Source organism: Ignavibacteria bacterium, from assembly GCA_025612375.1.
In the GTDB taxonomy this organism is placed as follows: Bacteria; Bacteroidota; Ignavibacteria; order Ignavibacteriales; family SURF-24; genus JAAXKN01.
Genome location: JAAXKN010000001.1, coordinates 244,521 through 266,936, shown reverse-complemented (window position 1 = coordinate 266,936; position 22,416 = coordinate 244,521). Strand labels below are relative to the sequence as shown.

The following is a 22,416-nucleotide window of genomic DNA, read 5'->3' as shown; positions in this document are numbered from 1 at the left end:
ATGATAAAGAAAATAATAATACTCGCGTGGGCTATCCCTTGTCTTCTTCTTGCCCAGGAAAATACAGAAAGAAAACAACAGAGCGTTGAACTGCCTGAATTTGTTATAACAGGAGTGGAAAGGGTAAGCCTTCCTACTGTAACTAAACCCAAGGCCGAACTTGTGCCGGTTATGTCTGAGGAGTTCTTTAAGCCTGTCTATTCACCCGAGGACCTCCCGATTGCGGAAATATCCAACCCCGTGAAAAAAGAGGTGACCTTTAATTCCACCGGCTCCAGATATAAAGGCGCTCTCAGCCTTGGCGCAGGATACTACAGACTGCCCGGAGCGGAGCTCACATACGGCTCGGGCTTTGACGGCGGGGCGTTCTTCGGACGTTTGTGGACACTCAACGACAGGGCATACGTTCCTAATTCAAATAAGAGCGGACTGGGACTCGACCTCTCCACATCATTCTTCTCAAGCGATACTTCGGGCTTCCTGCCGGGAACAGTCTACAAGATGGGCGGAGGCTATAATATGAACTCATATAAGTTCTTCGCTTCAGATAATCCTGATGAGACAAGAAATATGCATAAGGGCAACCTCAGGTTGTCAATGTCCAACCTTACAAGCGACTATTTTAAGATCTCGCTTGATGTGACTGATAATATGCTCTACTTAAGCGACAGGGATTTCGGCGAAAACCTTCTCTGGTTAAAAGGCGGCATTGAAACGGGCTACAACGGCTTTAAGATCGCAGGAGATGCAAACGTTAAATACCAGAATATGAACGAAAAGATAAACGGCAAAAGTGCAGTCGGCTTTATGGACGCAAGAGCCTCGCTGAAACTTAAACCCACTGGCGACTGGCAGTTCGGCTTCGGACTTTATTATGCTACTACAGATTCCAGCTGGATGCTTCTGCCCCAGGGATTCTTTTTCCTCAAAATTAGCAACCAGATCTCATTGCTGGGCGAACTGGTGCCGCAGGCAGACTTCCTTTCGGCGGGTGACCTCGCAGGAATAAATAAATATTATAACCTTAACATTGGACACGTATTCCAGAAAAACCCCATTAACCTTAACGTTGCACTTAAGTATGAGTTCGATACTTACTTCGAAATTGAAGGCGGGGTAAAATACTCAAGATTTGATAACTACGCGTACTTCAGGACAAACAAGCTCGAAAGCAGAATTATTGACCTGCCGGGTACGGTTTATCCCCCAAAAGGGAAGTATTATGTCTCAACTACAAAGGCTAACCGCTTGATGGGTTATGCAAACCTGCTTTTCCATGCCGGCCCCTACGGCTCATTCTACGGGAAGTTTGAGATGGAGGATTTCCAGAGCACACACGGCAGCAAGATTCCCTTTACACCTGCCATCCGCTCAAGCCTTTCATACGGCTACGATTTTACGCAGATGGAGCTCAAGGCTTCGCTTGAGCTGAACTCTTCATCTTATGCTGATATTGAAAACAGGACGGAGATTCCGGCCTTTGCAGATATGTCGCTCCGCCTGGGCTATAAGCTTCAGGACAACTTCAGCTTGTTCGGCCAGGTTTCTAATCTCTTTAACAGGAATAACTACTACTGGTACGGCTATAAAGAGAAGCCTTTTGACATAGTTTTCGGAATTGACTATAGATGGTAAATGGGATAAAATAAGTTTTAATGCCTGTGTTTTTGATTTTGTGTGCGAATTTACTTTAATTCGCAGAGTGTATTTAAGCCAGTTTTTTGAAAAATACCATTAAAGATGAAGAAAGAAGAATTAGTAAATATTATCTCCGCGCGGCTTTCCTCACAGGGAAAAGAAACGGCTGTTGCTTTCGATGTTTTTTTGCAGAAAGTGGCAGAATCCCTTGAGGTGAATGAATCGGTAAAGATCCCTGAGGTGGGAATTTTCCAGCTGAAGAAAAAGGGGACTTTGGATGAATCGGGCAGCCAGGGAAAAGGCTCTTTTTACCTCTTGTTTGTGCCGCTTAAATACAACAGAAAAGATAAAAACGAGGTCCTGGCCTTCCAGGTTAACCCTCGTAACCTGAAAAAGACTGAAATTGACGACGACGTATTCAGCCTTAGCGTCGACCAGCCCGTAATACCTGTAACAGAACAGGCTAAAAAGGAATTTCTCGTACATTCATCCTACCTCATGATGCAGAAGAACTTTGAGGACAGGGTGGACGGACTGCTCTTAAATTCCGTTAACCTTAGCGACTTTGAAATAGACCATAATTTTTCAGCAATCCCCGAGGAAAATAAGTTCGGCCTGGCTCCGGAGCCTGAAAAGGAAACTGAAACTGAAGATAATGAAAGCATACCATGGGAATTCGGGGAAGAGGAAAAAACTGCTGAAATTGAAAATACCCCGGAAGCTTCTGATGAGAAGGCGGATGAGGATTTTGATGCAATTGTAGCCAGCATTACAGATGATTTCTCAGACGAGACACCTGCTTTGGATACCCCGGCGGATGAGACTTTCATGGAAACAGATGAAACGCCTGACGAAAGTGACCAGCCGAGCGAGACTGAAGAAGTCTTGAATGAGATCATGCCCGGGGAAAGTCTTAAGAATCCCGACGACCTCTTTAAGGACCTTTTGGGTGAAGATGAACTTCCGGAGGATGAAATTCCAGTGGATGAAACTCCGGTAGATGAAGTTCCGGAAAAGCCCTCTGAATTGCAGGGTAACTCTGAGCTTGGCGAGGACTGGTTCAGCCTTAAGGAAATAGATGACGATGAGGAAGAGGCTTCTGAAAGTGAGAAGGCTTTTGCTGAAGATAAAACCTTTGCAGAAGATGCAGCTTTTGCAGAAGATGCAGCTTTTGCCGGGGAAAAGGCTTTTACTGAAGAAGAGCCTTTTGCAATTGATAAACCAACACCTGTGGACGACCAGGCGGAGAACATAGACGAAAAGCTTGAACTTCTTACCGAAATGGATGCCGGACTTGAAATTGACCCGTTCGAGGATTTCTCTTTAACTGAAGAGGAAGAAAAACCTGTGGAAGAAGAGCTCACAGAAGAACTAATTGAGGAAGAGTCCGCAGAAGATAAGCCGGCTGAAGAGGAGCCTGAAAAGGGAAATGAACTGGACACGCTTAAGCTTGAGAATGACAGCATGTCAGGCATAACTCTAACTGACGATAAAATGCTTGAAGATGAGGATGAAGCCGCACACAAGGTGAAGTATCCCGGAACCTTCTGGATGATACTTGGCGCTCTTGTGCTTGTTACGCTTGGAGGCGCTTATTACTTCTTCTTCATGGGGAAAAGTAACCCGCTTCTTCCCGACGTTGTCCAGAAAAAAACGGCTGCCGAAAAGGTTTCCGCCATAAAACCCCAGATTATTGAAAGGGATTACAGCGTTCCTGTAACGGTTTATAAAAGAAGCGCTGAAAGCCCACAGGAACTTCAGAAATATGAAACCGAATCTGCAGATGCTGAAGACGAGAATAATACTAAACCTCAGAACACTGCTCCTGCAGAAAATAAGCCTCTGGCTGAAAATAAAACTACTCCTGGCAACACTGTAAACGGCGCCAGTACTGCTCCAAAAACCGGTCAGGAGAAAAAGCCTGAAAACAGGCAGCAGACTACAGTAACAAAGCTTCCTGAGACAAATGCGCAGGTTACTAAACCGGTCCAGAAAACTAATACTCCGGTTCAGAAGAATAATAATTTTGTAAATAAAAACTCAGCCCCTAAACAGAACCAGACCGTATCCGACCTGCAGATTCAGCCAAGAGGCGATACAAAGGATAAGCTGATTAAAAAGGATATCTTTACAGACGGCAGAGGGCGCTATACAATTCAGGAATCCTCCTGGCAGTCAGCCTCTGAAGCCGTAAAAAGGGTAAAGTACTTCAAAAGCCGGGGGCTAGACGCTTATTATACAAAGTATGCTCCCAAAGGGGCAAAAGTATGGTACAGGGTCAGAATAGGTGACTTCCCGTCACTGGAAGAAACTGAAAATACGCTTAAAAGGATAAGATAAAGCTTAAGCGTTATAAACTAGAAAATTAGATTGTTAAACGATGACTATTCCTAAAATAAAAAATACTTCTTATTTGTTGTCAGTCGGTGTGCACGGGGTTCTGCTTGCCATATTCCTTTTCCTCAGGGCAGGCTTTACCTATACCCCTACAGAATATGTTGAGATCGGCTTCGGTACCCCGGGCGGCTCAGGAGGGGGAGGAAACGGCGAGACCGAAGTGGTTTCCGAGGACCCGCAGGCAGGCGACCTTCCCCTGCAGGGACAGCAGGACGTGGTGCAGGAGACTAAAAAGGAAGATATCCCGAAAGTCGATAAAACACAGAATACATCTGAAGACCGCATTCCTGCAAAAACAACTGAAAAACCTAAAAATGAAAATTTTACGGCAAGAAACGGTTCTACAACCAAGGACGTTGTAAAGCCCGGCAACGGCCATCCTGCAGCTGGAATCGGAACCAACCCTCTTGGCTCAGGTATCGGAAACGGCATCGGACGCGGCTCAGGCAACGGTAACGGATCGGGAGACGCAAACGGCGACGGATACGATATCTTCTGGGGAGGAAAGGGTAACAGGAAAATCTACAGCTATTCGCTTCCCAGGTATCCTGAAGGCGTTTCAAAGGAAATTGACCTTAAACTGAAATTTACTATACTGCCCGACGGCACCGTTGGAACCATCATCCCTTTAATGAAGGCCGATACAAGACTTGAAAATTCGGCTATAAATTCACTCAGGCAATGGAGATTTGAACCGCTGCCCCCGGGACAGAAGCAGCTTGAACAGACTGCGGTTATTGTTTTTCCGTATCGTCTTCGCTAACTTCCTTTTCCTTATCCCCTCCGTAGTAGAGTTTATAGAAAAAGAATTCTGCTATTGCTAACAGGAATAAGGAAAAGGTATCCCTGTCAAAATACAACCCGAAGCCTTTCGACTCCATGAGGGCACGCGCAATCATCCCTGTAACTGCCCAGCCTACGCTGAAAAGTATTACTATCAAAGCTACATTGGACAGTGCAGTTGACAGGCCTTCATCCTGCCACTTTTTTGTGAAGATTACCGTAACAAAAACCAGGTGAACGAAAAATATAAATGCTGTTATCATCTTTAATCAAATCTGTTTTTTTGTGATTAGAAATTATTATCCTCGCTGTCCTTCCGCCTGTTTATGATCTGCATGCCTATCAATCCGCCTATAATGCCGAAAATTGAATTTATGATCAGGCTGCTCATGAAAACAGAAAACGTATATAGCATGGAGAACCCGTACTTATTGACTTCATCGACAACCCTGTACATTATGTCCATAACCTCGCGCGCAAGATCAGCAGGGTAAACCGACTGCAGCATATTCTCAAGTTCAGGCAGTGATCCCGCAATTGAGATCTCCCTGGTCAGATAAACTATAAGCATATCGAAGGCAGTGCCGAAAAAGGCGGCAATTATTCCTGTCGAAAGGCCTAAAAGCACGGCCAGGGAGGCTTTAATGTCTGAGTCACTTCTATTGGCCTTCTGGTGAAGCACAAGTGCAAAGAAAGCTGCCACGGGTACAATCAGGCAGCATGAAAGACTTCTAACCAAAGGAACAATATTAAGAACACCTGCTGCAAACCCGCATACCAGAGCCGGTAAATATTTTTTCAATTAAGATTCCTATCCTGAGATTTTAATTCTGCAATAAATTTTTCAAAAGCTCCCAAAATATAAAAAAAACCAACTGAACCTAAAAGAAGCCCGGTAAGAAAAGCTGTTATTTTGGAATAATTATAAATGTTAACAGAATAAAGCATTACGTCAAGCAGCATCGGAATGCCTGCAAAAATGAGGTACTTTTTTCTTAATGGTCTTTTGACTGAAATGAAGAGGGAAAAAAGAGAAGCTGCAAAAAGCCCCGCGTAAATGCCGAAGCACCTTGAACATACAAGAAGAGGCCGCCCAAGGATAAAAATTGTCTTTTCCGTTATCTGATGACATACGTGACTATAGCAGAGTTCACTGAAGAGGTAGACTCCCGCTGGAAATTCAACGCAGGGAACAAGGACATTAAGAAAAATTCCCGTAAACCATATTAACATCAGAATAAACAGAAAATATTTAATTTTTATCTTCATTTACAATTTTTATAAAATTATCATATGCGCAAAAATATGCTGAAAATATGATTTTTAACAGTTTTTTGTGGGGCAAAAAGTGATAAACAGATAATATCCCCTGAAAAAATCTTGATTAACAGAAAAATAAGCCTTATATTAAGGTTTCAAAATTCATGGAGTTGTAATGTCAAGAGTATGCGAAATTTGCGGTAAAGGTCCTATCACAGGTCATAACGTAAGTCATGCTAACAACAGGACTAAGACCAGATGGCTTCCTAACCTGCAGAATGTAAATGCTATAGTAGACGGCAAAAAAACAAAAATGAAAGTTTGCACAACTTGCCTTAAGAGCAATAAAGTTGTAAAAGCTGTTGCATAAAGAGGCTGTTCTATCAGCCTTTTTTTATTTTAAATACGGCTATCTGTTTCTGCGTAAGTACGTACAAATTCCCCTTAAAGATTAGTCCGGCAACAATTTCACTGCCGGCTTCAAACCCTGTGAGGTGCACTTCCTTAAACTGCACCTCTTTCTCGTTCAGATCTGCGGTAAATACCCTATCGGAGGAAGTTAAAACAAGATTGTTGAAGGTGATATTAATGCTCCTGAAAGATACTTCTGTAGGAACCTTTGCAAGCCCTGTGCCGAACTGATCGAAAATTACCAAACCTGACTCATCCAGGGCATAGATCCTGTTATCCTGCGAAATTGCAAACTTCTGGGGATTACTAAGGGCGTATTCACCCGAGCGGTAATTCCCGAACTGAAGAGCGTACTCGCCTGAAATGTTGAACTTCAGTATCCTTTTATTTTCAGAATCAAGTATGTACATATCCCCCTGAGTTGAGACTGACGAGCAGGTGGGATATCCAAAGGTTATGTTGCCGTCTGAATCGGTGTTTGTATTATTTCTGTTCCGGCTCTCGTCACCGCGCGCCTGAACAGTGGCAGCAAAATTAAGATCCCTGTCAAAGACCTGCACCCTGTGGTTATTCCTGTCGGATACGTAGACGTTAAGCGTGGTGGAGAATACATCCACGGGATCATCAAAAGCCGATTCATCCCAGCCGTAGCCCCCAATAAATCTTACCTCGTTTCCCGTCAGGTCGAGCTTATGGATTTCATTTGTTGCGGCATCGGCTACATAAAGAAAGCCTATTGGGCTTACAGAAAATGACGAGGCTCCCTGGAAATGCCCCAGCTCACCTGCAAATTCATAAGTCTGGGAGTAAGCGGAAGTAAAAATAATTCCGCAAAGGAATAATGCTGTTAAAAAATTTCTCATCATGATCTGCAAAGTACAAAGTCCTTCTGAGAAAGGCAACGGATATAATCTTCCGGCACCGGGAGTGCAAGGATGAATAATTTGTTTATAGCCCTTTGAATTTTTGGGGAGATTCATTAACTTACCTCAGTGATAATAACAACTTATGGAGCCCTTATGCGTTGTTTTATTTCTTTCCTTTTATTCTCGCTTATTACACTTTTGTGTGGAACCTCTATTGCCCAGAACCAGGGGCACAATTACCGTGGAAACCTTGTCAAAATTGACATGACGGCTAAATCCGTTAATCTTTCCGATACGCTTGGAAACTGGTATGATACCTATACCCCTCTAAGCACAGGCCAGTACACAGAGGAAAATTCCTATTATTACGATCACCTTACGCTTAAAGGAAATTCTTACTTCCTCAAAGATACCCATGGCGGTTCGGGTCCTTACATCTCGATGTCCTGGGGACATAAAATTCTTGTAAATGAAAGCAAAAAAACTGAAAGAAGCTTTAGCAGCTCGGGTGACGTATGGTGCGGAATGGTGAATTATCTGATGACAAATACAGAAGTTACACCTGTATGCTCAGGCGCATGGCTCATAAATGGAGTAGATGGCAGCGCTTTTATAAATGATAATGACAGTTTAACGGTATTTTACAACCATAATGGCTATGATCAGGAAACCCAGGCACTGGAAGGAAACTTGGTGACCATTTTAGGAAAAGTGTCGGACCGCTACCTGGCAGTAATTGAGAATGGGTACGTCAGATACGAATGCCGTCTTGTCGATCTTTCGCACTCTCCTGATATTGCAGAAGGAAGCAGTACCCCTATTAAGTTTTACGGCGTTCCTGATGGAGGCAACCCGGATTGGGCCAGGGACCGTCAGCTTTTTAGAAGAGCAGCGAAGATCTGCAATAACCTCTATCTTTTCCAGAGCGAATATAATCCGCAGCTCCATTTCTTCAGGTTTGACGATACATGCTTTACTTATATAAAAACCCTTTCTGATAGTCCGGAACCCGTCAGTACTTCCCACAATGCCCATTGGATTTTTAAGAATAACAAACTTTATGTAGATGGCTTCCTGACATATGAATTTAATCCCTCAGACACAACTTTTATTAACAAAAGAGAACTGCCGGGATTCCTTAAGGCTTCGGGTGAAACCGCGGTTGACTGGAACTTTAATTATGCGGTTCAAATTGATGGCGACACACTCAGGATATATGACATAAACAAGGGATGCTATATAAACGCAATAAGCATTAAGGGCGTCAATAAACCGTTCAGGCCTGTAATAGATTATCCTTACGTTTATCTGCATCAGACTATAGTGGAAGAAAACAATTCAATCCTGGCTGTTGAAGAAAATAATTCAGCTGTTAGAACCTACTCGCTTTCGGCATACCCAAATCCGTTTAACCCTGTAACAACACTGGAATTTAATATACCTACAGCAGGGAAAGTGGAATTAAAGATTTATGACGCACTCGGAAAAGAAGTAACAACACTTGTGAGTGAAGAAAGGAAAGAGGGGAGCTATAAAGTTCAGTTCAACGCTTCATCGCTCCCAAGCGGAATATACTTATGCCGAATGAGCGCAGGAAGTTATTCTATTACAAAGAAGCTAGTATTATTAAAATAAAACTATCGATTAAGAATATTATCCTGTTTTAGCGGCAGCATATTCTGACGTACTTTAGTAAGAATTTGCTGCCGGTAACTAATTTAGTTCAGCTCAAATTACTCAAGTCTCCCAGGAGCAAACATGAAAAGGTATTTTTTGTTATTCATGCTCTTAATTTTCGCGCTGACTTATAGAACATCCCCTGCGCAGACCACCAGTTCTACCAGCTATTCCGGCAACCTCGTAAAAATTTCAATGCTCAGTAAGTCCGCATCGCTCTCAGATACCCTTGGCCGCTGGGTGGACTATAGCTATTATTCTCCTCAGGTCATTCATGTAAACCGTACATATTACAACACGCATGTAACTCTTCCTGAACGCAGCTATCTGATAAAGCAAAATATGGGCTACAGAGGCTACTTTATTGAGCAGTTCTGGGGACAGAATTACATTGAGACTGAAGGGCAGAATGTCTCAAGACCTTTCAGTATTACAGGAACAGGGTGGGACGTTATTCCTCCTTATTTTATTGAAACAACGGAAGTTACATCATTATCCTGCGGCAGCTGGCTTATTAATGGATCGCTAGGCAACGCTTTTATAGGCAATAATGACAGCCTCCATATTTTTAAGGGAATTGTCGGGCGGGAATACAGCCAGTCGATGGAGGAAAACCTGGTTTCCATTTTAGGACCAGTTGGCAGCCGCTACCTGGCAGCTTTTATGACAAACGAAAACAACTCATGGAAATATGAATACCGTCTGGTGGACCTCTCAAATTCACCTTACATCGGTGAATATAGCCGGCCTATTAACTTTGAAGGTGACCCTAACCTTTATAAAAGGGCAGTAATTTTTGAAAAATTAAGGAAAATACGCGATGATCTTTATATAGTTCAGAGCGAGGAAGATTGGGTGCGGTTTTACAAATTCGCCGATACAAGTTTTAATTTTATTAAGTTTCAGCCTGGTGGACCCGGCAATGAAATCTTCTCTGGGAAAAATGCGAAGTGGGATTTCAGGAATAACAGGTTGTACAAGTTTTCGGGCAGAGAGCTGACTTCTTATGATTTTAACCTTTCAGATACCACACTCATTAACAGGAGAGTACTCATTAGCTCAGACTCTTATGGGGACAGCATCGGAGTAGACAGGAATTTCAGGTACGCAGCACTGATAACCAGAGATTCACTGAAAATATATGACATTGACAAGGAGCGCTATATAAATTCAATATGTATTGCAGGTATCAACAGACCGGTCAGACCCGTAGTGGATTCACCTTATGTTTACCTGCATCAGACTACATTTGAAGAAAACAGCTCAATTCTTTCTGTTGAAGAAAATAGTTCAACTGTAAAAAGCTACTCGCTTTCAGCTTATCCCAACCCGTTTAACCCGGTGACAACGCTGGAATTTAATATACCTTCAGCAGGAAAAGTTGAACTTAAGATTTATGATGCTCTGGGTAAGGAAGTAACAACACTTGTGAGTGAAGAAAGGAAAGAGGGGAGCTATAAGGTACGGTTCAACGCATCCTCGCTTCCAAGCGGAATATACTTATGCCGAATGAGCGCAGGGAGTTATACTATAACAAAGAAAGTAGTTTTATTAAAATAAAAATTGAAGTATAAGTTTTTTAGAGGCTTTAAAATAAAATCTGGAGAAGCTTTTTTAAGGCTTCTCCAGCATAAATTATCTAATATTTGAATTACTTTTTCAACCGGCTTAGCCTTTGCTGACCGGTAAAAAACTAATCAATATGTTTTTCTGCCTTTTCTTCTACCATTCATTCCCTCCATACTAGTGAAAGAAAACTAATATTAAGGAATTAAATGTTGAAAGTGATATCAATTTCAACAGCAAGGCTCCGGATGCCTTACAACTATAAGATATGAAGTCTTTATAGAACTGTCAAGCACCAAATCAGTAAGAAAAGAAAAGGAAAACAAGCTGAAGCATTTTTTGAGAGAAGGATCACAAAAAAAATGCATAATTTTATCTTAAAAAATGAAAAAATCCCGCATAAAATTCTTTTGATTTACTAAGAACTTTTATTATATTTGTAGACACAATTGCCCTGTGGTGTAATTGGCAACACGTCTGACTCTGGATCAGAAAAGTCCAGGTTCGAGCCCTGGCGGGGCAGCAATCTTACAGCCGGTAACAAACATTACCGGCTGTTTTTATTTTAAAACGGTCAGCCGAAATAATAAAATTTTTATTTTGCTAAATCTTTTTGTCGTGAAATTTGGTGATTGGAATGCCATTCTAGATAAACCGGAGTATTAGGTTTCCGGTATTGCCGGCTTTACCATAAAGGAAATTCAAATTGCTTTGAAGAGATCTCTTTGAATAGATCTCTTTGAATAGATCTTGTGTCTGAATATTCTATATCGTCGGTTTCCTGAGCTCTGCCATCAGCTGTGTCCTGAAAATATCCATGTACGTCCTCAGGTACTCGTTCTCCTTCTGGAGCTCTTTTAACCTCTGTCTTAGTTCAGTGTCTGTAAGAGGCTTGCGCTTTCGTTTTTCTTTTGTCATCGCCGGTTTAATTCCCCCCGTAAAATTGTGAGCCTATACATATATATATGGTGACGGAAGCCGTTTTCGGAAAAATTTCTGAAAAAATTTAAAAATTTTTTTTTGAGTCCTGTCTTTAGCCCGCCTTCACTCAAAGTATTTTTCCCGGGGCTGTGCCCTCAGGCAAAGAAATAACCGAAAAACAGTTTGATTTTTCCTGTGGAAATTCCTAACGTTGAATATTGAGTTTTGCAGACCTGTCATTTTTGCCCTTTGGATTCGCTTTTATCGAACAATACGGGGTGCACACAATGAACCTTTTTAAAGCCTTTTCACTCTTGCTCATTTTATCTAACCTGGTCTTCGGCCAGACAAAACAGTTTTTTAATTATCTCAAACAGTCTGAAATAATGTCTCTGGCTTTTGAAGGACAGTACACATGGGTGGCTACAAGAAATTACCTGGCCAAAATCGACATGCATACAGGAGCAAAGGAATATTTCCTGGTTGGCCTGGATATTACTTCAGTTGCTGTAGATATTAATAACAACAAGTGGATCGGAACGGCTTCCCACGGCCTCATCAAATACGACGGGCAAAACTGGACGGAATATCATCCCTCCAACTCAGGCTTGCCTCAAAATGGTGCACAGACCATACTTACCGACAAAAAGGGAAATATTTGGATCCCTTCCTGGGGTACCGGCCTCATAAAGTTCGACGGCTCTAAATGGACGGTCTTTGATACCTCTAATTCCGGCATAATATCAAATAAATTTGAAGAAATTGAAATCGACCAGGAGGGAAATGTCTGGATAGGATGCTCCTATAAAGGACTCTCAAAATTTGACGGTGTGAGCTGGAAAAATTATGACCTCTCAAAGGCCGGAATCCCTAATAATTATATCAATTCTATGACTGTAGACCTGAAAGGAAACGTGTGGATCGGAAGTGTGAGCACACTCGTGAAATTTGACGGAAATACCTGGACAAAATATTTAGTCTCTAAGTTAGAACCTTTTAAGTCTGTTACATCAATAAGCGTCGATCAAAAGAATAATAAGTGGATAGGCACTAATTTCGGGCTCTTTAAGTTCAACGACTCCGCCTCATGTCAATGGGATAGCCTGAAAGTTAATAGCCCGATTGCTTTCGTTACCTCAACTTCCGCAGACCCGCAGGATAACTTATGGGTTGTGTTCTACGGGGGATTGTATAAATACGACGGAGAAAACTGGACTGCCTTTAATCCCTCTAACTCCGGGCTGCCTGAAAGCGAAATCCAGTCCATGGAGGCCGACCGGAAAGGCGACATATGGTTTGGGCTCGTGGACGGACCTTACAGCAACCTCGTTCAATTCGACGGCAAATGCTGGTATCCGCATAATGTTACAAGTAATTCTATTAACTCCATTGCCTCAGCGGATGATGGTAACTTGTGGATAGGTACAAACTATGGGCTTTTAAGATATGGAAATGGTACTAAAACATTACAATATCTTTTGAAGTATGGTATAAGCAGTAATAAGATAAACAGGCTCGTATTTGACAAAGAGCGCAATCTGTGGATAGGAACTCCTGAGGGGCTCTTAAAATTGGACGGGAACAACTTCACTGTTTTTAATACATCAAATTCCAGGCTGCCTGATAACAATATTACACTTATTAAACCCGATCCTAGTGGAAACCTTTGGGTGGGAACTCCAGGGGGAATTGCCGTAATAAACGGAGAGAACTTCAGGGTGATTGATACCAAAAATTCTGATATTCCGAGCGGCCAAATTTCCTCTGTTGCATTCGACAAATTTGGTGATACATGGGTCGGAATATGTAATACCGGTCTGGCAAAGTATGACGGTCAAAACTTCAGTCTCTTGAGCCGGGCCAATTCCGGCTTGCCAAGCGATCTGATCAACTCTGTTCAAACTGACGCAAAGGGAAATATCTGGATCGCCAGTGACGACGGGCTTATTAAGTTTGACGGAGTGAACTGGAAGGTTTATAATACCCGGAACTCCGGCATATTATCCGACAGGATTAGATGCATGGCAAAAGATTCAATGGACAATTGGTGGCTTGCCACCGATATCGGCGTCTCTGTTTTCAATGAAGAAGGCATTAGCTTATCTGAAGATGGTTCGATACTGGTGAATGTTAATAATAATATTCTTAATAACCCCGGGGCCTTCAGCTTAAGTCAGAATTATCCGAACCCGTTTAATCCTTCTACAGCTATCAGCTACAACCTGGCAGTACAATCTAAAGTTAATCTGAGAGTCTTTGACATGCTTGGGCGTGAAGTGGCAGCCCTGGTGGACAGGGAACAGGGTCCGGGCACTTACCATGTTCAGTTTAACGCCTCCGGTCTTCCAAGCGGAATGTACATATATACATTACAGGCAGGAAAGTTCAAAGATTCAAAGAAGCTGCTTCTTGTTAAGTAAATTTGTCAGGCAGGCTAAAGGTAATTCTTTAATAAATATTTTCCTGGAAAACCGCTGTGTTTCCTTGCTCTATTTGAATAATATTATTGGGGTAAATCGTGAAAATTCTAAAACTTCTTTCAGCTCTTGTTTTACTTTCTTCTCTTTTATTTGCACAAAATCCGGAATGGATGCACTTTTATTCCCGGGGCAGAGTGGAGGCTCAGGCTTTTGAAAATGAGTATCTCTGGATTGGAACGGCTAATATGTTAACAAAACTGAACAGATTTGACGGGCAAAAGGAGTATTTCCTCCCTGGCAAATGTATCACTTCAATTGCTGTCGATTCCCAGAAGGTCAAATGGATCGGAGTTTATAGTGAGGGCCTTATGAAATTTGACGGACAAACTTGGATGAAGTTTGATCACCTGAATTCCCCCTTGCCCGACAGCATGATTACATCTGTTGCGGTTGACCAAAAGGGGAATAAGTGGATTGGAATGAAAAGCTCCGGACTTGCAAAATTCGACGGCCAGAGCTGGACAATTTTTAACAAATCCAATTCTGGATTACCCGATAACTTTGTTACTAAGGTCCTGGTCGACCAGCAGGGGATTTTATGGATCGGAACGGCTTACGGAAAACTTGTAAAATTTGACGGGGAGAACTGGTCTTCTGACAGCATAGCTAACTCTATCAGCTCAATTGCTATAGATAAGAAAGGAGTTAAATGGGTCGGATCAAATGATGGGATTGTTAAAGTTGATGGTGGTATTAAAACTCTTTTTTCTTACCGCAATTCCGGCCTCCCGTTTGCAGACCACACCGAGTACCATATAGCTGTTGACCAAAGCTGGAATAAATGGATTGGAGTTCTGGGAGCCGGTCTTGTAAAGTTTAATGATACTACATGGACAGTTTTTAATGACTCTAATTCCGGCTTGCCGGATAATTATGTTACTGATATAGCCATAGACCCACAGGGCAACAAATGGATCGGAACTGATCTCGGATCACTGGTTAAATACGACGGACAAACCTGGTCCCCGTACATTACTACTAACTCCGCATTGCCCCATTCCTATATAAGAGCCATCTGTACAGATTCTATGGGAGTCAAATGGTTCTGTACTGATGCCATGGGAATTGTAAAATTCGACGGCAAGGAATGGATCCATTACCCCAAAAATTTAACTTCTATTTCTATGGCCGTGGACCAGGAAGGCAATAAATGGGTGGCTACTTTGGATGGAATTGCTAAATTCAATGACACCACATGGACATTTTATAACCCGTCTAATTCCGGCATGCCTGATTACTTAGTTATGTCGGTTGCAGTCGACAGGAAGGGGAATAAATGGATAGGAACTGATTTTAAGGGACTTGTAAAATATGACGGAAAGACATGGACTCAATATTATGAACGCAATTCTGCTTTTCCCAGGAGCAGGGTAAATATTATTGTTTTCGATAAATCAGACACTATCTGGATCGGTACTGATAACGCCGGACTTGTGAAATTCGACGGACAGACATTTACCTCGTATTTAATCCCGGGGGAGGAACCCTCTTTAAGAAGCATTCATGGTCTTGCTGTTGATGAACAGGGAAATAAATGGATCGGTACATCGGGAGGCGGACTAGTTAAATTTGACGGGAAGAACTGGACTATTTTCAATAAATCCAATTCAGCTATCCCTGATAACTTTATTACTTCAATTGCCATTGACAGCAAGGGAAATAAATGGATGATTGGGAATAATCGCGGCGTTATTAAGTTTGATGGAAATAATTATACAGTCTACTCCTCAGCAAATTCTGACATTAAGTTCGACGGCGTTACTGCACTGGAAGCAGATCCCCGGGGGAATTTATGGATTGCCGGATATGGAGGGCTTTCTGTTTTTAGGGAGGGAGGAGTCGTCCTTTCAGAGGTCAGTGGAATTGATATCAGACAGCCTGAAAACTATTCTCTTAAACAGAATTATCCGAACCCGTTTAACCCGACGACAACTATTTCTTACTCGATTCCAGAAAACAGCCTCGTAAAACTCATCGTTTTCGATCTGCTTGGAAGAGAAGTAACAACACTTGTAAATGATTTCTTGACTGCAGGAAGTCACACTCTAAAGTTTAACGCCTCCGGTCTTCCAAGCGGAATGTACATATATACATTACAGGCAGGAAAGTTCAGGGATTCAAAAAAGCTGATGCTTGTAAAGTGATCAGTGACCAAGAAAGTCAAAATTAAATTGCAGAAAGAGGAACATCGTGTTCAACCATGCACTGCCGGGAGGCCTGATCCCGGCAGCCGTGGACCTATTGCCTTTCCTAAAACCCTGTCCCAAAATCTTTCATGAAATGAACATTTGTACAGTCCTGTGTGTTTAGTGTATATTAAAAAGAACACTTATAATTGCCTGCCCTTTGAATATTAAAGGAAAATCGGCCTTTCTCTCTGGCATGAGCATTGCATATACATAGAAAAGGACACTCGGACAGGCTTAAAAAGAGGTTTAACATGAAAAAATTAATGATTTTTGCGGCTTTTATTCTGCTCCTGGCTTTTAACCCTTTGAAAGCTCAGGATGACGGATACCAGGATGACGGATCACGTAACTATGAATCCCAGAACTATCACGGCTATAGCCATGAAAGGGAAACATTTAACTACTTCTATAATTCCCTTAACTCCTATGGCGAGTGGATGCAGCTCGATAACGACGTCTACGCCTGGCATCCATATAATACGGGCAGAATGTGGCAGCCTTATACCGTAGGACGCTGGGTATGGACTTCGGACGGATGGTACTGGGACTCATATGAGCCTTTCGGCTGGGCTACTTACCACTACGGAAGATGGTACTACGACGACTATTACGGCTGGATCTGGATTCCCGACAGCCAGTGGGGTCCCGCCTGGGTCGAATGGCGCTACAGCGACGATTATATCGGCTGGGCTCCGCTTCCGCCTTATGCAATATTTGATATACATATAGGCATCCATTTTGATTACGACTGGCATTTCCCCTATAGCTGCTGGAACTATGTGCCTTACCGCTACTTCGACGGCTACGACGTCCACCGCTATTACGTGGCACCCAGGGAAAAATACAGGCTTTATTCAAATACCCGCTATAGAAACGATTACGCCTACAGGGACGGCCGCGTAATTAACAGGGGGGTCGACAGGCAGTTTGTTGAAAGACGTACCGGAAGAAATATTCAGCAGAGAGATATGGTCCAGTCCGGAAGCCGCGACCTGGGCAACAGGACAAGGGATAACAACAGGGTTGAAGTTTTCCGCCCAAGACAGCAGGACCTGGCTAAAACGAGAGACATAAAAACTAACGATATCAAAAGAACGGATAGAAGAACTACACTCGACGTCAATAGAATTGACCGCAGAATGGGCAGCAATATCAGTCGCGGCGATGTTAACCGTATCGGCAGAACCGACCAGACCCCGGTTGTAAGGGACAGGGGAAATCAGAATAATCCTGGACAAAACAGAACGCCTGAAGTAATCACCAGACCTGGAAATAACGGCAGCCGTAACCCGGGAAACCAGACTCCTACCGACAGGGGAAACAGGAACGGAAACGAAGAGCGCCAGAGGGACCGAGTCATTGAAAAACAGGGGAGTAACCAGAATGTAAATCCTCCTGTCAACAGAAATGAAAACTCTAATGGAAACAGGCCCCAGAATGGACAGGACAGGCGCCGCGAGACTACGAATAATCAGTCTCCGCAGGTAAGGGAAAACAGGCCTCCTGAAAGAAGAAATGAACCTCAGGTGAGGGAAAACCGCCAGAGGGACGACCGTCAGCAGGGCAATAATGACCGCTCAAACGGAAGAGAAAGAAGAAGATAATTTAACTACCCATCAATTGAAAACCCCGGATTTGTTTATATACAATTCCGGGGTTTTTCTTTTTTTATAATTCAGCATTAAGCATTATGAATTCTTGTTATTAAAAGGATCTTCCCTGTCTTTCATGAATTCCGGCCGGTAGTTTTCCTGGCTTTCCATCTCCTGAATCCAGCCGTTCTTAAGATGATACTCTTCCATCATGTCCAGCACTTTCTCGTATTCCGACACTCTTATCGTCCTGTTGATCAGTATGTCTTTTTCTGCCTTGTTCGTCGGGAAATACTGCGACATTAAAGACACGTGCACGTCAGGGCTAAGCTCGTTTGAAATAAACCTGAAGACTTCCTCCGACTCCGAAAGGCCGTTCGGAAGTACAAGGTGCCTTATTATTAGCCCCCTTACAACAACATCCCCGTCGTAAACAAGTTCGCTTCCAACCTGGCGGAACATTTCCTTTACGGCAAGCTTCGCCTTTTCAAAATACCTGTCAACTTTTGAATACTTCCGGGCATTTTCATCCGAACCGTATTTAATGTCAGGCAGGTAAATATCCGCAACACCATCATAGAGCTTCAGCATGTCAACCGAATCGTACCCGTTTGTATTATAGATAATGGGCAGCCTAAGGCCCATTTGGGCCGCAATGGAAATGGATTTTAATATCTGTGCCGAAAAGTGCGTGGGCGATACAAGCCCTATATTGTGGCACTTTTTTTCCTGAAGCTCTATCATAATGGAGGCCAGGCGCTCAAAGGATACCTCGTGCCTGCGTTCATTTTTCCAGTTCTGCGAGATCTCGTAGTTCTGGCAGAATACGCACCTTAAATTGCAGTTGCCGAAGAATATGTTCCCGGCCCCGCGGCTGCCTGAGAGCACGGGCTCCTCACCAAAGTGAGGCGTATAGGATGAAACAATCGGAAGGTAGCCGCTGAGGCACACTCCCAGCTCGTCATTTATCCTGTCGGAAAGACAGTTCCTGGGACAGCTAGTGCATGAGGACAGGGATCCTTCGGCCGACATGGCGCGCTTATTAAGCTCTCCCGATTCATGAAGTTTTATGTATGAAGGTGTAAAGTTCATTTAATGGCCGGTTCTTTCAAAAGTTTTAATATTCAGGCAGAAAAAATATCAATTAAAACCAAATAATGAAATGGAAAAAGCCCGCCTTAACTTAAATTCCGGGTATTTTTTGAATGCTTTGAAATATAGAGGAAACTTTCTATTTTATTTTAGCACCCCGCTTTTTCAGTTGATAATGTCTCCCTTAATGCTCTTATTTAACCGGTTTAACAATTGGTGGTGTTATGCATTACGGTCTAACAGCAGCCAATCCCTTATGCCCTTTGGGGAATAATCCTCCGGCATTTTATGCCCGTATTCTACTCGTGTTCATTTTTTCTTTTTTTCCTCATATCCACTTAGCACAATCAAACGACATTTACTTTGACCATATTTTCCGCGAGCAGGGGCTTTCTCAAAGTATCGTTAACTGCATTATGCAGGACAGCCGAGGCCTAATGTATTTCGGCACGGAAGACGGCCTTAATATTTATGACGGGTATAGATTTAACATCCTCCGCAATAACCCGAACGATACAAACAGCCTGTCATATAACGATATTACTGCGCTTTTTGAAGACAGGGACAAAATAATCTGGGTGGGCACATTCAACGCGGGGCTTAACAGGTATGATCCTTTCTCGGGCAGGATAACGAGGTTTCCTTTCAACCCCAAGAATTCAAACTCTCTAAGCAACAGTAATGTAAACGACATAACAGAGGACAATAAAGGCAACCTGTGGGTCGCTACTGATAACGGGCTTTGTATGCTTGAGAAAAACAAAACCTCTAAAACGCCTTACAGGTTTATCAGATATTATTTTAAGGAGCAGGAATCCCGCTCTATTAGCAGCAGCAGGGTCCTGTCTTTACTCAGGGACCATGCCGGCAATTTGTGGGCAGGCACGGAGGCGGGTGTTGATAAAATTACTTTTAATGGAATAAATCCTTCTTTTACACACGTTTATGCCGGCGATAAGTCCCCTTCAAGCGGACACATCAGGGCAATCTATGAGGATTCACGGGGGGATATTTGGTTCGGGTCCGAAAACGGGCTTGTACGCCTTAAAGCGTCAGAAATAAATTCCCAGGATCCGGGGCTTACTAAATACAGAAATAACCCTAAAGATAATTGCAGCCTCAGCAGCAATGACATTTTTGCGCTCAGTGAGGACCCGGACGGAATGCTGTGGATTGGAACAAACGGCGGGGGAGTAGACCTCCTGAATCCTCTGAACGGGAAGTTCAGCCACTTCAGGCACGACCGCTTTGACCCCGCCTCGCTCAGCTATGATGAAATAAGATCCATTTACAGAAACAGCTCAGGCATCATGTGGGTCGGTACCTATGGAAGCGGCATAAGCAAGGTCTCCCGTGCAGGAGGGCAGTTTTTGCACTACTTCTATAAACCCGGCGGCCAGATGAGCCTCAGCCACGCAATTGTCTGGTCGATCTATGAGGATAAAGACAGCATCCTCTGGATAGGTACACACGACGGGCTTGACCGCCTGGACCGCAGGAGTGGCAAATACAGGCATTTCAGAAATGATCCCGGTGACCCTCAAAGCCTCAGCAGAAACATCATAAGGGTGATCACGGATGCCGGCGACGGAAACCTCTGGATCGGCACACACGGAGGAGGCATTAACGTTCTAAATAAAATAACAGGCAGGTGCAGCGAGTTCAGACACGATCCCCAAAACCCCAATAGCCTCGCCTTTGATGAGATCAGATCCATTTTCAAAGACCGCTCAGGCACAATCTGGATCGGCACCTACGGCCATGGAATGGACATGTATGAGCCTTCCCGCCATGCATTCAGGCACTATAAAAATGAAACAGGCAACAGGGAAAGCTTAAGTAATGACTTTGTAAGGATAATCTTTGAGGACAAAAAAGGAAACCTCTGGATTGGAACCGAAGGTGGGGGCTTAAATAAATTCGACAGAAGAACCGGGAAGTTTAAGAGCTATATGAATAACCCCTCGGACATGAACTCCCTCAGCAGCAATCACATCTTTACAATTTACGAGGATAAGGAGGGCTTCCTGTGGCTTGGAACATGGGGCGGGGGATTAAATAAGTTTGACCCGGTAAAAGAGAAATTTCAGCGCTTTAATGAGGATAACGGGCTTCCCAGTAACTCCATTTACGGCATACTGGAAGATAATTTTGGCCATCTCTGGCTTAGCACCAATATGGGGCTTTCCAGGTTCGATCCCAAATCAGAAACCTTTACTAATTTTGATGTTAAGGACGGACTTCAGGATAATGAGTTTAACGGAGGATCTTACTTTAAGAGCCGGAGCGGAGAACTCTTCTTCGGCGGCATTAACGGCTTTAACTCCTTCAATCCCGAAAAAATCAAGAGCAATAGCAGCGTGCCTCCGGTAATTATAACCTCTTTCAGCAGGCTTAATAAGGTGGTGGACTTCGGGCGCCCGGCCTCTGAGGTTAAGGAAATTGAACTCTCTTACCAGGATTACGTGTTTTCTTTCGAATTTGCGGGACTTGACTATATGGCGCCTGAGAAAAATAAATACGCATATAAAATGGAAGGGTTCGATAAGGACTGGACTTTTGTGGATGCCTCAAAACGGTTTGCTTATTATACAAACCTTTCTCCCGGCAGGTATACATTCATGGTTACGGCTTCCAACAGCGACGGCATATGGAACGATACGGGTGCAATGGTAAGCATTGTAATTACTCCGCCTTTCTACAGAACGTGGTGGTTCATTGCTCTTATGTTCCTTCTGCTCTTCTTTCTGGCGTATTTCCTATACAGGTGGCGCCTTAAGAACCACGCCATGAAGACCGAACTCAAAGCCGCCCACGAAGCCCAGATGTCAATTATGCCTGACTCAGACCCAAAATTTAACGGACTTGATGTTTCCGGCATCTGCATTCCTGCAAGCGAAGTCGGAGGCGACTTCTTTGACTATTTCAGGCGCAATAATGATAAAAATATCCTGGGAGTCTTAATTGGTGACGTTTCAGGCAAGGCTATGAAAGCTGCAATGACGGCGGTCCTTGCAAGTGGAATGATGATGACCGACATTATTGCAGTAGAGGACGCTAAAACTATTTTCACCAGGGTTAACAAGGCTTTATACCTGAAAACCGACAAGCGTGTATTTGTTGCAGCCTGCATACTCCTCATTGACGTCAAGAATAACAGTATAACCTATATTAACGCCGGTAACGTAAATCCGGTAATAAAACAGAACCTCACGGTCTGCAGCCTGACCTCCAGCGAACCCAGATTCCCCCTGGGGCTTATCTGCGACGTTCAGTATGAGGAAAATATTGCCGACTTTAATAAGGGCGACGTACTTGTCCTAATGACAGACGGACTCGTAGAAGCACAGGCAAAGTCCAGAGAGCTCTACGGCATGGAAAGAGTAAAGACCATCCTTTCAATGCCTGACGTTTCTCTTCAGTCAGCATCCGAAATAAAAGACCGCATTATCTGGGATGTCAATAACTTCTGTACAGGCGGCAGCCCCCACGACGACATGACAGTCATTGTAATAAAACGTGTGTAGCACTAAGGGATAAGCCG

16 protein-coding genes and 1 tRNA gene are annotated in these 22,416 nt (G+C 43.4%); 11 read left to right on the top strand and 6 right to left on the bottom strand.

The features are described 5' to 3' along the window. From HF312_01035 to HF312_01025, 3 genes are all read left to right on the top strand, one after another. Positions 1–1,635 carry a TonB-dependent receptor gene (locus tag HF312_01035; protein ID MCU7518765.1) on the top strand — a complete coding sequence of 545 codons (1,635 nt, stop codon included), beginning with the start codon at positions 1–3 and terminating at the stop codon, positions 1,633–1,635. 105 nt (positions 1,636–1,740) lie between these two features. Beyond that, a complete protein-coding gene (locus HF312_01030) occupies positions 1,741–3,978 on the top strand; it encodes a hypothetical protein (GenBank protein MCU7518764.1) in 2,238 nt (745 codons plus the stop codon). 40 nt (positions 3,979–4,018) lie between these two features. After that, positions 4,019–4,798, top strand: a complete 780-nt coding sequence (locus tag HF312_01025) for a hypothetical protein (protein MCU7518763.1) — start codon at positions 4,019–4,021, stop codon at positions 4,796–4,798. Here HF312_01025 and HF312_01020 read toward each other — a convergent pair. The 3 genes from HF312_01020 to HF312_01010 are packed head-to-tail and all read right to left on the bottom strand — an operon-like array spanning position 4,770 to position 6,087. Continuing rightward, complete coding sequence (locus HF312_01020) at positions 4,770–5,081, bottom strand: hypothetical protein (GenBank protein MCU7518762.1); 312 nt, start codon at positions 5,079–5,081, stop codon at positions 4,770–4,772. The genes HF312_01025 and HF312_01020 overlap by 29 nt on opposite strands. Positions 5,082–5,107: 26 nt before the next feature. After that, positions 5,108–5,620, bottom strand: a complete 513-nt coding sequence (locus HF312_01015) for a hypothetical protein (GenBank protein ID MCU7518761.1) — start codon at positions 5,618–5,620, stop codon at positions 5,108–5,110. Next, on the bottom strand, positions 5,617–6,087 hold the full coding sequence (locus HF312_01010) for a DUF2085 domain-containing protein (GenBank protein MCU7518760.1): 471 nt from the start codon (positions 6,085–6,087) through the stop codon (positions 5,617–5,619). The genes HF312_01015 and HF312_01010 overlap by 4 nt, the downstream gene beginning before the upstream one ends. A 166-nt stretch (positions 6,088–6,253) precedes the next feature. Between HF312_01010 and HF312_01005 the strand changes: the two genes are divergently transcribed. Beyond that, positions 6,254–6,448: a 50S ribosomal protein L28 gene (locus HF312_01005; GenBank protein ID MCU7518759.1), complete on the top strand. Its 195-nt coding sequence runs from the start codon at positions 6,254–6,256 to the stop codon at positions 6,446–6,448. A gap of 13 nt (positions 6,449–6,461) precedes the next feature. Here the strand turns inward: HF312_01005 and HF312_01000 are convergent, their stop codons facing one another. Continuing rightward, positions 6,462–7,352, bottom strand: a complete 891-nt coding sequence (locus HF312_01000) for a hypothetical protein (GenBank protein MCU7518758.1) — start codon at positions 7,350–7,352, stop codon at positions 6,462–6,464. Positions 7,353–7,508: 156 nt separating this feature from the next. Here HF312_01000 and HF312_00995 point away from each other — a divergent pair, with 156 nt between their 5' ends. From HF312_00995 to HF312_00985, 3 genes are all read left to right on the top strand, one after another. Beyond that, on the top strand, positions 7,509–8,990 hold the full coding sequence (locus HF312_00995; GenBank protein MCU7518757.1) for a T9SS type A sorting domain-containing protein: 1,482 nt from the start codon (positions 7,509–7,511) through the stop codon (positions 8,988–8,990). Positions 8,991–9,113: 123 nt separating this feature from the next. Further along, positions 9,114–10,592, top strand: a complete 1,479-nt coding sequence (locus tag HF312_00990) for a T9SS type A sorting domain-containing protein (protein ID MCU7518756.1) — start codon at positions 9,114–9,116, stop codon at positions 10,590–10,592. A gap of 456 nt (positions 10,593–11,048) precedes the next feature. Next, positions 11,049–11,121 (top strand) — tRNA-Gln (locus tag HF312_00985). A 242-nt stretch (positions 11,122–11,363) separates the two neighbouring features. Here the strand turns inward: HF312_00985 and HF312_00980 are convergent. Beyond that, positions 11,364–11,516, bottom strand: a complete 153-nt coding sequence (locus tag HF312_00980; GenBank protein ID MCU7518755.1) for a hypothetical protein — start codon at positions 11,514–11,516, stop codon at positions 11,364–11,366. A 290-nt stretch (positions 11,517–11,806) separates the two neighbouring features. Here HF312_00980 and HF312_00975 point away from each other — a divergent pair, with 290 nt between their 5' ends. From HF312_00975 to HF312_00965, 3 genes are all read left to right on the top strand, one after another. Continuing rightward, complete coding sequence (locus HF312_00975) at positions 11,807–13,939, top strand: T9SS type A sorting domain-containing protein (protein MCU7518754.1); 2,133 nt, start codon at positions 11,807–11,809, stop codon at positions 13,937–13,939. Between the two features lie 98 nt (positions 13,940–14,037). Beyond that, positions 14,038–16,143 (top strand): T9SS type A sorting domain-containing protein, encoded by a 2,106-nt coding sequence (locus HF312_00970; GenBank protein MCU7518753.1) that lies wholly within the window; start codon positions 14,038–14,040, stop codon positions 16,141–16,143. Positions 16,144–16,439: 296 nt separating this feature from the next. Continuing rightward, positions 16,440–17,792 (top strand): hypothetical protein, encoded by a 1,353-nt coding sequence (locus tag HF312_00965; protein ID MCU7518752.1) that lies wholly within the window; start codon positions 16,440–16,442, stop codon positions 17,790–17,792. 84 nt (positions 17,793–17,876) lie between these two features. On the opposite strand, the gene HF312_00960 is transcribed toward HF312_00965, so the two are convergent. Further along, positions 17,877–18,872, bottom strand: a complete 996-nt coding sequence (locus HF312_00960; GenBank protein ID MCU7518751.1) for a radical SAM protein — start codon at positions 18,870–18,872, stop codon at positions 17,877–17,879. A 437-nt stretch (positions 18,873–19,309) separates the two neighbouring features. On the opposite strand from HF312_00960, the gene HF312_00955 reads away from it, so the two are divergent. After that, on the top strand, positions 19,310–22,399 hold the full coding sequence (locus HF312_00955; GenBank protein ID MCU7518750.1) for a SpoIIE family protein phosphatase: 3,090 nt from the start codon (positions 19,310–19,312) through the stop codon (positions 22,397–22,399). The last annotated feature ends 17 nt before the right edge of the window (positions 22,400–22,416 follow it).